This window comes from uncultured Formosa sp., from assembly GCF_947500765.1.
Classification (GTDB): domain Bacteria; phylum Bacteroidota; class Bacteroidia; order Flavobacteriales; family Flavobacteriaceae; genus Formosa.
Genome location: NZ_CANMTH010000002.1, coordinates 237253 through 252235, shown reverse-complemented (window position 1 = coordinate 252235; position 14983 = coordinate 237253). Strand labels below are relative to the sequence as shown.

Annotated in this window: 8 protein-coding genes; all 8 read right to left on the bottom strand. The window is 34.3% G+C overall.

Going from position 1 to position 14983, the window contains the following annotated elements; genetic code table 11:
- Window positions 1–176: 176 nt before the first annotated feature.
- The 8 genes from Q1B05_RS04150 to Q1B05_RS04115 all read right to left on the bottom strand — a co-directional run bounded on the left by Q1B05_RS04150 (window position 177) and on the right by Q1B05_RS04115 (window position 14867).
- Complete coding sequence (locus Q1B05_RS04150; protein ID WP_299777881.1) at window positions 177–1847, bottom strand: alpha-amylase family glycosyl hydrolase; 1671 nt, start codon at window positions 1845–1847, stop codon at window positions 177–179.
- Between the two features lie 3 nt (window positions 1848–1850).
- On the bottom strand, window positions 1851–3737 hold the full coding sequence (locus Q1B05_RS04145; protein WP_299777879.1) for an alpha-amylase family protein: 1887 nt from the start codon (window positions 3735–3737) through the stop codon (window positions 1851–1853).
- Window positions 3730–6120, bottom strand: a complete 2391-nt coding sequence (locus Q1B05_RS04140; RefSeq protein WP_299777877.1) for a TIM-barrel domain-containing protein — start codon at window positions 6118–6120, stop codon at window positions 3730–3732. Before Q1B05_RS04140 ends, Q1B05_RS04145 begins: the two co-directional genes overlap by 8 nt.
- Before the next feature lie 113 nt (window positions 6121–6233).
- Complete coding sequence (locus tag Q1B05_RS04135; protein WP_299778723.1) at window positions 6234–8078, bottom strand: glycoside hydrolase family 13 protein; 1845 nt, start codon at window positions 8076–8078, stop codon at window positions 6234–6236.
- A 102-nt stretch (window positions 8079–8180) separates the two neighbouring features.
- Window positions 8181–10295, bottom strand: coding sequence for a glycoside hydrolase family 97 protein (locus tag Q1B05_RS04130; RefSeq protein ID WP_299777875.1), 2115 nt, complete (start codon window positions 10293–10295; stop codon window positions 8181–8183).
- A gap of 165 nt (window positions 10296–10460) precedes the next feature.
- Window positions 10461–12755 (bottom strand): glycoside hydrolase family 65 protein, encoded by a 2295-nt coding sequence (locus tag Q1B05_RS04125; protein WP_299777873.1) that lies wholly within the window; start codon window positions 12753–12755, stop codon window positions 10461–10463.
- Window positions 12756–12831: 76 nt separating this feature from the next.
- Window positions 12832–13488 carry a beta-phosphoglucomutase gene (gene pgmB / locus Q1B05_RS04120; RefSeq protein ID WP_299777871.1) on the bottom strand — a complete coding sequence of 219 codons (657 nt, stop codon included), beginning with the start codon at window positions 13486–13488 and terminating at the stop codon, window positions 12832–12834.
- Window positions 13485–14867, bottom strand: a complete 1383-nt coding sequence (locus Q1B05_RS04115) for an MFS transporter (RefSeq protein ID WP_299778721.1) — start codon at window positions 14865–14867, stop codon at window positions 13485–13487. The genes pgmB and Q1B05_RS04115 overlap by 4 nt, the downstream gene beginning before the upstream one ends.
- Window positions 14868–14983: the final 116 nt, after the last annotated feature.

Genomic DNA, 14983 nt, shown 5'->3' with positions numbered 1-14983 from the left:
TAATCATACAATTTTTAAATAAAATACGATTTAGAACTACACTATAAAAACGAATAAAACCTATCTCAATCAATATACTCGATTAAGATAGGTTTTAGTATTAAATTACAAGTGAATTGCTTTTAATTATGTATTCACTTTTAAAAAATCAATTTCTGTTTCTGATAAAAAAATAATTATTTAGACGCCATAGTTACTTCTAATAACACCATATTAAATTCGTTATTTAGAATAACATTTCCGTTTTCAACAGTTACATCTGTATTAGAATATGCATCATGAACACTCATGCGTTCAGGAAAAACGCCTCCAACAGATATTGTTTTCTTACCTTTTTCAAGATTTAAACCAATAACAACCGCATCTTTATAATTGCCATTAACATAGGTTCTAGAAAACACATAAGGTGATTGAGATATCATTTGATGTCTTCCTGCTCCAACAGCGAGATGACGTGCTCTAAAACGACCTAAGATTTGCCAATGTGCTAAAATCGCTTGTGTTGTTGGATTCGATTTTATATCGTCCCAATTCATAAACGTACGCAAATTAGCATCTCCTACAGCGCCTTCTGCATGTAAAACTCTAGCAGACTCATCTCCATAATAAATCTGAGCAGCACCCTGAGTTAGCAATAATTTATTTGCCGTTTCAAATGGTTTTTCACGCATTGGATCGAAGGGTTGACCATCGTCATGCGAGCTTAAATAATTTAAAACACTATAATCTTTTAAATCGTTATGCAGTATACTATCATATTTTTTAAACATAGATTCGTAATCCATTTGTTCTGCATTCCATTTAAATTCAAAATTGATTAATTGATTAAATGCTTTGTCGAAATAATTCACTTTACGATCTCCAAAATCGAATGCTTTTTCATTACTAATACCATAATTATACACTTCACCTACAAGATAAAATCCGTTATCATCTAAAACTTTATCGGGGTGTTCTAACTTAAATTGAGCAAAAGCTGCATCTACAACTTTTCTAAATTCTCGCCACACGTAAGGTTCTGTATGTTTTACTGTATCTACACGATAACCATCAATTCCAAATTCGGTAATATAATCTGCTAACCATTTCATGATATAAAAACGAGGTGCTCTAGGATAACCTGTTTTTTTAAAAAACGCATCTAATTCTGCTACTTCCTTCTCATATCGGCCTTCCGCTTTCCATTTTGAGATAAGCTGAGGAGGTAATTCTACCTCTTCGTTACTTTCTGTTCTAATATCTGGTAAATTTTCAACCAAAGTACAACTTACGGTGCTATCGAAATCTTGATAATTACAGGCAGGCCCTGTTCTTACCCAACTTTGTGGCCAAACAGGATCTTTATCTGTTACCGGGCCTCTATGATTAATAACGGCATCTAAAACAATACGAATGCCTTTACTGTGCGCCACCTCTATAAGCTTTCTTAAATCTTCTTTTGTACCAAAATCAGGATCTAAATTCGTCCAATCTTTAGTCCAATACCCATGAAAACCATAAGATAGTCCTGTACCTTCATCTGTTCCGCCATGAATTTGTTCTACAATTGGTGTCATCCAAATGGCATTTACACCTAAATTAGTAAAATAACCAGATTCTACTTTTTGTGTTACACCTTTAATATCTCCGCCTTCAAAGCCTCTTAAAACACCTGTTTCCTGATCTCTTCCATAATTAAGATCGTTAGACGTGTCTCCGTTATTAAAACGATCGACTAACATAAAATAAATTGTAGCCGCATCCCATTCAAAGGGTGCCTCTACTTTTTTTTCAATGGATTTATCAGTTTTATTTTGACATCCTGTAATCATAATTCCTAAAATTAAAACTACTATAAAGTTACGCATAATCTATTGCAATTTAAAGATGAAAGACTGTAAAGGTTGAACGGTTATTTTTGCTTCTGCTCCATGTTCTGAAACTTGTAAAAGTGTTTGATAAGACTTATACAATTGATCTTCTAACAGATACTCACCTGGTTTTAATTGCCAAGCATCTACAAGTTCTTTTGGTAATTTTAAATAAAATTCTGTACCATAATTAGCATCAAAATTATTGACTATAATTAGTTTTTCATTCGTGCTCCAACGGGCAAAAGAGAATTGTTTTAAACCGTAATGCTCGGTATTATGAGTATTATAATCATGAAGATCTTGATAGTCTCCCATTAAGGCTTCGTTAGAAATTGTGAAGTTTAATAACCGTTTATAAAAATCGTATAATTCCAACTCTTCTGGAGAAGACTGGCCACCATCAAATTTCTTATCATTCACCCAACGTCTTAAAGTTGGCACACTACCATAATCGAAAATAGATGTTCTAGACGGATCTCCAAAACCTAAATCTTCTGCTCCTGGCTCTCCAAATTCTTGTCCGAAATAAATTAACGTAGGAGACGTGCTTATGGTTGCAGATACAACCATTGCTGGTTTTGCCTTTTGTGCATCTCCTGCGAACTCCGGACTTGCAATACGTTGCTCGTCGTGGTTTTCTAAGAAGTGTAACATATGGTGTTCAATATCTTTTAAATCTTGTTGAATTGGTACAATATCATCGGTTTTACCCCAACCTTGCATAACGTGTTTTAAAGTATCATACAGCTGAACTTTATCGTATAAATAGTCCATTTTTCCTTTACGGATATAATCTCTATATAAACTTGGATTGTATACTTCTGCTAACAAAAACGCCTCTGGATTTTTCATTTTTATAGCCGAATTCATGTAACTCCAGAACTCTACTGGAACCATTTCGGCCATATCGTAACGGAATCCATCTACACCTTTTGCAATCCAATACAATGCAATATCTTTAAACTTTACCCAAGAATCTGGCACTGTTTTATCTTTCCAAAATTCGAAATGTGCTTTATAATCTTTTGCATCAAATCCTTCTGGCAAACTATCAAAGTCATGATGTCCTTCCGGATTTACACCATAATTTATTTTAACTGTTTCGTACCAATCATTAGGATCTGGTTGTGATAAACGCGATCCATTTCCTGTCCATTTCGATGGATTTTCGTCAAACTTACCATCTAACAATGCATTTTCAGAACCTCCTAAAGGCACATAACTGTCGCGACGTTCGGGTACAATAAACGGTTCTCCTGGGTTATAATAAAAATTATTATTAACATTATACACCACTGTTTTATCATCGGTTTCTCCAAAATCGGTAACCCCCTCGGGTTTTGAAATACTCTTGTAATTTCGCGCTACGTGATTAGGAACAATATCTATAATCACTTTTAATCCTGCTTTATGAGAGCGCTCAATTAAAGCTTCAAATTCTTGTAAACGCGCTGCTGGATTTTCTGCTAAATCAGGATTTACATTATAATAATCTTTGACAGCGTACGGAGAACCTGCACGCCCTTTTACAACATCGGGATCGTCGTTAGAGATACCATATGCAGTATAATCTGTAATAACATCGTGATGTGGCACACCTGTGTACCAAATGTGGGTAACGCCCAAATCTTTAATTTCTTTTAAAGCTTTATCTGTAAAATCGTTAAATTTTCCAACGCCGTTTTCTTCAATAGTTCCCCAAGGTTTATTCGTCGGGTTTGTATTCCCAAACAACCTTGTAAATACTTGATAAACGACTTCTTTTTTTGGTGAGACGGCAATTTCTACCTTATCATTTTCTTTCAAAATATCTTTCTTTTTAGAATCACAACTGATTAAAACTAATAAAATCATTGCAATTGACACTATTTGATGTTTAATCATTATAAATTATTTTAATTTCAAATTCAGAATCTGTATCCCATATAACGGGTATTTCTAAAACATGTTTATGTTTATCGTAAGTAAACGACATGTCTTTTCTTCCATTTTTAATATGCTTTGGTTCGGTTTCTAAATTATGAATGGTAAATTGAATAAGTTTTGTTTGCATAGAATAATTTGAACCAATTTGATCTTTAAAGACAAATCGTATTCCCTTCTTATCATTTATATATGAAAAATTAAGCTTTTCGTATTTACCTTTTTCAAAGGCATCAACTGTCTTTCCGTCATCATCATACAACTCATATTCACTATTAAGAATTGAAGCATCGTTATAATAATGCAACTCTAAATTATTCCCAGTATACGCTTTTGTATTTTGCATGCGTTTCGCTATAGGAATAAATGCTCCAGCTTTTACATAGGTTGGAATCTTGTTTTTTGCTACTGAAACGGATTTAGTTTGTCCGCCTTCAATTTTTTCATCTGTATAAAAATCAAACCATACCTGATTCTTCGGAAACACAACATCATGAGACGTTACTCCTGCTTCAAGTATAGGAGACACTAAAAACTGATCTCCCCAATAATAAGTATTTGCTATATTTTGGAGTGCAACATCATCAGGGTTATTAAAAAATAACGGACGCATTAAAGGAGTTCCTTTTTGATTATTCTGAAATGCTAAATTGTAATTATAAGGCAATAGTGCATAACGTAGTCGGATTGCTTTTCGGGCTAAATTCTTCGCTTCTTCACTTCTAAATACAGGTTCACTAGGCACCCCTTCCTGTGCATGAGGTCTGTAAATAGGTTGAAAAACGCCATATTGCAACCAACGCACATACAACTCATCGTCTAGATTATCTCCAGCAAAACCACCCAGATCACTATGCATATATCCTAAACCTTGCATGCCCATTTGTAAGGCGATTTCTGGCTGACTTTGCAATCCTCCCCACGACCGATTAACATCTCCAGACCACGGAATTAATCCGAAACGTTGAGATCCAGAATACCCGGCACGCATTAATATAAATGGTCGTGTATTGGGTTTCAGGCTTAAACTACTTTCGTAAACCAATCGCGCCCAATCGTGCCCGTAAATATTATGAACTTCGTCTGCCGTACCTGTAGCATGGATTAAAGCTTTGGGGTGTACTTCTGGCTCCCCTAAATCGCCCCAAATTCCTGAAACTCCCATTTTAAATAAATCTTTATAAATATTAGAAAACCAATTAAAACCAGATTCACTATATATATCTATAAGGCCTGTATTTCCAAAAAAGAAATCGTATGTATATGGATTACCTACAGAATCTTTAGCTAGTATATTATTATCTACAGCTTCTTGCCATCTGTTTGAAGATGTTAGTATAAAAGGCTCTGTAATTAAAACGGTATTGACACCCTGATTCTCAAAATCTTTAATCATTTTTTCAGGCGTAGGAAACGAATCGGTATCAAAAGCTAAATTTCCCATTGTACCTTTAACATCTTTCCCGAACCAATACAAATCTAAAATCACAGCATCTACAGGAATCTCATCATCCTTAAACTTAGACACAGTCGCTCGTGTTTCTGCTTCTGAATGATATCCAAAACGGCTAGAAAAATTTCCTAAAGCCCAACGTGGAGGCATAGGTTGTTTCCCTGTTAACGCGGTGTAAGCATCTATAATGTCTACCCAAGAATCGCCCGCAATAACCTGATATGTTTTACGTCCAGAAATGGTTTCATAAGTCAGACTATTATCGTGTTTACTATCCAAATCTAAATACCCAATTGGCGCATTATCAAAATGAATCATATATTTTTTTGAAGACATTACAATAGGTAATGTATAATTCATTAACTCGCTATGCGTTTCATAACCGTAATGTGCACGATTGTATAATTGTAAACGGTATCCTCGGCGATTCATCCCTAAAGCGCGTTCTCCGCCACCATACAAAACTTCAGAATCCTCTAAATTAAACTGAATAGCCTCTCCATCTTCAATTTTAGAATAACCTTTTTTTTCAGAAATTATGGGGTGTCCTTTATAGTTATACTGAATTTGAAATGGTGATTTTTTAATTAAAACAGAAAGTCCTGAAGATGCTAAAACAAGATTATTGGGTGTTTCTGAAATATTTGAAAAAGATTGGTTTTCTTTCAAAACCACAGCATGAGATTCCGGTTTAAACTCTTCTCCTTTGGGTACAAAAGTTGTCTCGACTATAGATTGATTGTAAAGTTTAAACAAATAAAAACCATCATTAACAATCACTTTATAACCGCTGTTAGACGGTTCCGATTTCACGAAACTTCTATCGGGATTTTGAGCAAAACTTATTTGAGTAATGCATAGTATGATAAATAAATATATAAATTTTCTCATGGTATTTGGACATTAAAAATGTAAAAGGAATCGTTTTAAGAAAAGCATCTTATAGCATATTCGAGTTAACCTCTAAAACACAACTTAAAACACGGCACAAAATTGTATAACAATTAATTCTTTGTCGTTAATAACAGAGGGCCTTTCTCGGTAAGTTGCAAATTAGTATTCCATATTACAGGATCTCCTGTAATTACATTTTTAAGTGTTTTGCCCTCTAAACCTAGTTCTTGATAATGTGTTAAATCTATATCTATAGGGGCTTCATTTTTATTTAAAATTAATACTATTGTTTCATCATCTTTTATTCTACATAACACATAAACGCCATCTATTGGAGCAAAATGCATTGTTTTTCCATACTTAATGGCGTCACTTTGTTTTCTATAATTCAAGACTTTTCGTACAAAATCTTGCATGCTTGCCTGATTTTCCGTTAAGCCTACTCCTGTAAAAGCGTTTACTGCATCTCCATCCCAACCACCAGGGAAATCTGATCTAATCACACCATGATCATCTGGTTTTTCAGTGTTTTGCATTAAAATTTCTGTTCCATAATAAACTTGTACAATTCGTGGCATAAGAAAAATATAACTCAATGCCATTTTAGTATTTGGTATATTTTCTTTCAACTGTGAAAACACACGATCCATATCGTGATTATCTGGAAAAATTAAAATATCTTCTGGTTTAGTATATGCAAAATCCATAGCTAAACCTTCGTACATTTTTACGAAACCAGTAGCCCAGCCTTCGTCTTCATTTAAAGCATTGACAATATTTTCTTGCATCGGAAAATCCATAGTCGATCTTAAATGCGACTCGAAACCTTCTTTATTTGGTGTCCCCGTTTGCCAATATCTAACAAGTAATGGTTTCACACTCCACTCCTCTCCAACAATACTAAAATTAGGATATTCTCTCATAATAGCACCTGCCCAATTACTAATAAAATTTTTATCGGAATATGGATAAGTATCTTGACGAATACCTCCAAGTTCTAATGTTTCTATCCACCAAATATTATTTTGAATGATATACTTCGCCATGAAGGGGTTTTTCTGATTTAAGTCTGGCATAGAAGGAACAAACCAACCTTCGGTCATGTCCTTTTTATCGATTTCTGAAGCGTATACATCTTGATTAGTTGTACGTCTATGATTTGAATTTCGAAGCGTCCCTTTAGTTTCGAAAGCATTTTGTTGATTTACCCAATCGTCGAAAGGTAAATCTTTCATCCACCAATGTTCGCTTCCGCAATGATTTGCCACCATATCCATAATTAACTTCAAACCGCGTTCATCCATTTTATGAGATAATTCTTTATATTCTTCGAGGGTTCCAAAACGAGGATCGACTTCATAAAAATCTGTCATAGCATACCCATGATAAGAGGAAGAGTTCATATCGTTAGTAAGCATTGGTGTTGGCCAAATGGCAGTAAATCCTAATTCGTCTATATAATCTAAATGATTAATAATACCACGAATGTCGCCACCATGTCTAGCATAATCGTTGTTACGATCTATAATTTGCTCTCTCAGATCTGTATCTATATTATTCTCGGTATTCCCATTAGAAAAACGATCGGGCGTAATTAAATAAATAGCATCAGAACTATTAAAACCAATATAATCTTCAGGTTTTTTATCACGTGCTTTTAATTCGTAAGAATACACTGCAGACTCATCGGTATTTCTGTTAAATATAATATCGAAACGTCCTACAGGAGTTGATTTATCTATAAATAAATCGATAAATAAATAATTCGGACTTTTAGCTTGGTGTATTGCAGAAATCGAGACACCCGGATAATTAATTTCAGGAACGGCACGTCCTATTTCAGGGGCTTTAACTAATAATTGTAATTCTGAATTCTCGAAACCTACCCACCAATTCGGCGGCTCTACATGTGTAATCTGTGCACTTAAATTCAGACTAAAAAATAGTAATACCATAGAAAAAATAGTTTGTTTATTGTTTACTAATCCTTTAAATAATATACGCATATCTATATACATTTTTAGTATAAAAATTATTATTCAGAAAAAACATATTAGCTACTTCACTTCCATAATACTAATAGCATAACCACCCCCAGGAACAGATACTTGAGATAGTTTTGTTTTATTAGTTACCTTTTGTTTTGTAATTTTATAAGCCTGAGGATTCGTTTTGTAGTCGGCATCTTTAGCGTCAGCATAAATAATTGCTTCGTACTTTTTACCGTTATCTAAGAAATCTAAACTGATTTTAGATGTTCTAGATGTGTATCCGTTTACATTCCCTACAAACCAATTACTACTATCTTTTTCCTTTCTAGCTACAGTAATATACTGTCCTGGTTCTGCTTCCAGATAGATACTTTCATCCCAATCTATAGCAACATCCTTTATAAACTGAAAGGCATCCATAAACTGCTCGTAATGTTCAGGGAAATCTGCTGCCATTTGCAACGGACTGTACATGGTAACATACAAGGCTAACTGATTAGCAATTGTACTATTGACGTGTGAATTGTTATTCGGACTAAATTTGCTAATATCCATTTCGAAAATCCCAGGCGTATAATCCATAGGACCTCCAATTAATCGTGTAAACGGTAAAATAGTAACATGATTTGGTTTAGAACCTCCAAAAGCTTGGTATTCGGTTCCTCTTGCAGATTCGTTTCCTATTAAATTAGGATAGGTTCTAGCAACACCTGTTGGTCGCACAGCTTCGTGTGCATTGACCATAATTTTGTAGTCTGCCGCCTTTTCTACAGCATACTGATAATGATTTACAATCCATTGATTGTAATGATTCTCACCGCGAGGTAAAATATCTCCTAAATAACCACTTTTTACAGATTTGTACCCGTTAGCATTCATAAATTTATACGCTTCATCCATATGGCGCTCGTAATTACGAACAGAAGCAGAAGTTTCGTGATGCATCATCATCTCTACACCTTTAGATTTTGCGTAAGCATGAATACCTTCCACATCAAAATCAGGATATGGTGTAACGAAGTCGAAAACATAATCTTTAGAATGTCCGAACCAATCTTCCCAACCTTCATTCCAGCCTTCTACTAAAACAGCATCGAAACCATTTTCAGCAGCAAAATCAATATATTTTTTTACATTTTCTGTGTTTGCAGAGTGTGTTTTATTTGGAGACACTTTAGAATAATCTGTAACCCCTAATTGAACCGACGGTAAATCGTCTGTATAATGCCAAGACCCTTTTCCTGTGATCATCTCCCACCAAACACCTACGTATTTCACGGGCTTAATCCACGAGATATCTTCAATCGCACAAGGTTCGTTTAAATTGTATGTTATTTTTGAAGCCAGAATATCACGTGCATCATCGCTTACCATAATGGTTCTCCAAGGCGATGTTGCTGGCGCTTGAATATAGCCTTTATCTCCGTTAGAATCTGGTGTTAACCAAGACTCGAATACCATGTTTTCATCATCTAAATTAAGATGCATACAAGAATAATTAATTAACGCAGCTTCATGTAAATTGATAAATAAACCATCGTCTGTTTTCATTATTAACGCGGTTTGCACACCTGTTGGAGAAAATGATGTTTGCGATAAATTTGCAGTTACAGCACCTTCTGAATACCCACGAATTTCAGATAATTTAGATTCGGTATAATCGTATTCCTGAGTATCGTAATCTCCAGGAATCCAGAATGCAGTATGATCGCCAGCCATAGCAAACTGTGTACGCTCTTCTTTTATTGTAAAATACACTAAGTTTTTTTGTTCGGGAAATTCGTAACGAAACCCTAAACCTTCATCAAATAAACGAAAACGAATAATAACAATGCGTTCTGTTTCATTTTGAGTTAGTGTTACAGCCAATTCATTATAATGGTTTTGAATGGTTTTCACTTCGCCCCAAACTGGAGTCCATGACGCGTTAAAAGTTGCTGTTTCTGTATTTGTAATTTTAAAATCGTTCAATAAAGATTTTTCATCGTCTTTCAATTCTAATCCTAAACGACTCGTTTTTATAACCTCCTTATTTTTATAAGCTAATTTATAGGTTGGAGTTCCATTTTCATGAAGTTCAAAACTCATAATTAGGTCACCATTAGGCGATTTTAACTCTTGAGCATTAGTAAAATGAATAGACGCGAACAAAACAATTAAATAAGGCATGACATTTTTCATTAATCTGTATTTCAATTTTATTTTCAATTACAAAACAGCAAGCTTTAATATATTAAAGACAAGTGCATTCTGACAATTATTTAATTCTGAATGAAATTGTTATTAACAAACCACCACAATAAGAATTAAACAGCCTAACTATCAAAACGCACTATCTTTAATTTTTTAATCTTCTAACTGAAGTACTACTTTTTCATTATTAGCGATTATTTCTAATTCGCTACCCTTCTCAAGTTTAAATTCAGCACCTTTTTGAGTCACTTTCACTTTTACAACTTGATTTCTAAAATTCACTTTAAATGAATATCCTTCCCATTGGTGAGGAATTTTAGGCTCAAAAGACAATGTATTATTTTTAATACGCATCCCTCCAAAACCTTCAACAATACTCATCCAAGTTCCTGCCATAGAGGTAATATGTAAACCTTCTTCAACCTCTCTATTATAGTCGTCTAAATCTAAACGAGATGTACGTAAATAGAACTCATAAGCCTGATCCATACGGTTTAATTTTGCAGCCTGAATACTGTGTACACAAGGCGACAATGAACTTTCGTGAACTGTAAATGGCTCATAAAAATCGAAGTGACGCTCTAATTCTTCAGTAGTAAAGTGATCTTCAAAAAAGTAAAAACCTTGTAACGTATCGGCTTGTTTTATATAAGGCGAACGTAAGATGCGGTCCCAAGACCATTTTTGATTTATTGGGCGGGAAGCTTTGTCTAAATCTGCTACAGTTATTAATTCTTTATCTAAGAAACCATCTTGTTGTAAGTACACATTATGTGCTTCAGAAAATGGTAAATACATATTTCCTGCAACGGCTTTCCATTGTTCTAATTCTTCAGGAGACAGATTTACTTTATCTTGAATTCTACTAAAATCGTCTTCGTATTCTTTAGCAACTTTCTTAATATTTTCTATTGCATAATCTATACACCACTTTGCAAGATAATTGGTATAAAAATTATTATTTACGTTGTTTTCGTATTCGTTTGGTCCTGTAACACCAAGAATCACGTATTTATTATGTGCTGTAGATAAGGTTGCACGTTGTTGCCAAAAACGAGCAATCCCGATTAATACTTCTAATCCTTTTTCTGGAATGTAACTATAATCGTTTGTATAACGGTAATAGTTAAAAATGGCAAATGCTATGGCTCCGTTTCTATGAATTTCTTCAAATGTAATTTCCCATTCATTATGGCATTCTTCACCATTCATAGTTACCATTGGATATAAAGCTGCACCATTAGTGAAACCTAATTTTCCTGCATTTTCAATAGCACGATCTAAATGATTGTAACGATATTCTAATAAATTACGGGCAACTTCTTGATCTTTTGTTGCCATGTAAAACGGAATACAATAGGCTTCGGTATCCCAATAGGTACTTCCTCCATATTTTTCACCTGTAAATCCTTTCGGACCAATATTTAAACGCGCATCTTTTCCTAAATAGGTATGATTTAATTGCATAATATTAAATCGGATGCCTTGTTGCGCTTTCACATCGCCTTCGATTGTAATATCTGCCATATCCCAAATTTTAGCCCAAGCCAATTCTTGCTGAACCAATAAATGTTGAAACCCTAAACGTAATGCTTGAGTTAAAACATCTTTTGCGGCAGAAACCAAATGTGCTGCATCGTGATTACGATCTACAGTATAACCTCCAAATTTATGAATAGAAAATGTCTGATTTTGTTTTACTGCAGAGGTTTGTTTAAACGTAATGGTTCTGTCTGTATGCGACACCACTTCTTTTACGTCTATTTTCTGATTATCTAAGAAATATTCTGAAGCCATAAACGTACAAGTTTTAAACTCCGTTTTCATTGTAAAAGCTTCAATAAACGCCATATTTCCATCTTGAGTTACCGCAGTAGTTTCCCAAAATTTATCGTCCCAATTGGTATCTTCATTAGTAATTCCAGAATCTAAATACGGTTCGAAGGTAATCTCTACATCACCACTTAAAGGCGTTATGCTATAAGAAATGGCTCCAATTTCATCTAACTCTAAACTTAAAAAACGTTTTGTTTTGACTGCTACTTGAACATCATTTGGCAAGGTTGCTTTAAAAGAACGCGATAACCAACCTTCTTTCATATTTAATTCACGCTTAAAGTCGGACACGGTTTTACACGTAAATAAATCTAAAGGATTTCCGTTTACAAATACATTAATACCAATCCAACTTGGTGCATTTAATACTTTAGCGAAATATTCAGGATATCCATTTTTCCACCAACCAACACGCGTCTTATCTGGATAATACACACCAGCAATATAACTTCCTTGAAATGTAGGTCCTGAATAGTACTCTTCAAAATTAGCACGTTGCCCCATAGCACCGTTCCCGATACTGAATAAACTCTCTGATGATTTAACGCGTTCTACATCAAATCCTTCTTCAATTATCGACCAATTGTCTGGTTTAATATAATCTTGATTCATTTTATTTAAGATAATAGAATACCGTGATTTGTATACCGAAAATGAAATTCAGTTTACATTACGGTTTATATGTATTCTAGTTATTAATTATTTTATTTATAAATTCTGTTGAAATCTCAGTGAAGTCGTTAAAAATATAATCGGCTTCATGTAACACATCTTTACTACCAATACCTATAGAGACCATATGGGCAGTATTTGCGGCTTGAATACCTGCAACAGAATCTTCAAAAACCACACAATCTTCAGGTTTTATGTTTAATGATTTTGCAGCATTTAAAAACACTTCGGGATCGGGTTTTGCTTTAGAAACGTCGTTACCATCGACTATCGTTTTAAATTTTGATAACAAATGCACTTTTTCAAGTATAGTTCTTGCATTTTTACTTGCAGAACCTAGAGACACCCCTTGCTTAATTTCTATTAAATAATCAAGAACGCGAGGTACATCTGGAAGAATCTCTGAGTCGTCCATTTTATTAATAAACTCTAAATATTCTGTATTTTTTAGAGCCATTAATTCTTGAAACTTCTCATCGGAAACGGTTGTGTTTCCCCATGCTAATATTTTTTTAAGCGACTCGACACGACTCACTCCTTTTAATTGTTCGTTTTGAATTTCGGTAAAATCGAACCCTAAACTATTGGCTAGATTTTTCCAAGCCAAAAAATGATATTTTGCAGTATCTACAATAACACCGTCTAAATCGAATATAAATCCTTTTGTTTTCATGAGTTTTCTAATTCTGGTTGATATGATATAGCGTTTTTATCTGTTATTAAAAAGTTACAAAGTCCTGCTATAATTAAACTAAACCCAGCTACCAACATGGCATTAATGGTTTCGTCTCCTAATAGGTTGGACACAAAATTGATTCCTCCTATAGCTGCAATAATTTGCGGAATTACTATAAACATATTAAAAATTCCCATAATAACCCCCATTTTATTTGGATCTACTGCACTGGATAACATAGCATAAGGCATAGAAAGTATACTACCCCAAGCTATTCCGACTAGAATAAACGAGTATTTTAAAAAATCTGGTGAAGGGAAAAAATACATTGATAAAAATCCTAAACCTCCCATAAATAATGAAAACATATGTACATATTTACGGTTGATACGTTTTTTAGAAGTATAAAATGCTAGCACTAAAGCAAAAACCATTGACGATAATCCGTATACTCCCATTGAAGACCCTACTAAATTTGAAGACTTTTGGAAAGCTGTGTTTTCTACATCGAAAGCAGCGGCTTGTTCTGGAATTGAAAAATCGTATGCAGTTTCTATTGGTGCTGGCGTATGGTATACGTGCTCTGTTAATGCTGGATTTGCTAAACTCCACATGGTAAAAAAGGCAAACCAACTGAAAAATTGAATCAGTCCTAATTTTTTCATTGTTGTTGGCATATTTCCGATATTATTTGTGATATCTGAAATAAATTGATTCTTTTTAGCCTTCTCTTTTTCGAAAGCTTCCATGTCTTCCGGAGGATATTCGGAAGTTGTAAAAACGGTATACAGAATACTCGCCATAAAAACTACGGCACCTATAGCAAAAGCAACTTTTACAGACATAGGAACAACTCCCATAGGTGCGGCATCGCTAACTCCTAGCTTAGACACCATCCAGGGTAAATTACTAGCGACCCAAGTACCAATACCAATAATTAAAGTTTGTACAACAAAACCGTAAGACCTTTGCGAATCGGGTAATTTATCGGCTACAAGTGCACGAAAGGGCTCCATAGACACATTAATAGACGCGTCTAAAATCCATAAAAAACCAGCAGCCACCCATAATACAGGTGAGTGTGGGACAAGTAGTAAGGCAATAGAGCTTAAAACAGCACCAATTAAGAAATAAGGTTTACGTCTTCCCCAACGTGGGTTCCAAGTGTGATCACTCATGTAACCAATTATGGGTTGAATTAATAAACCTGTTAAAGGTGCAGCAATCCACAACATTGGAATAGCTTCCTTGTCGGCTCCTAAAGTTTGAAATATTCGAGACATAAAGCCTCCTTGTAATGCAAATCCGAATTGTATTCCTAAGAACCCGAAACTCATGTTCCAAATTTCCCAGAAACTGAGGGCACGCTTTTTCATCATAGTATATTTTAATGAATACCATTGATAAGCGAAAAAACTTATCAAAACTTATTAGTGAGAAGTAAAAGTTTTGATTTTGGTGCTAAGATACAAAAGATTTTAAATTAGTGATG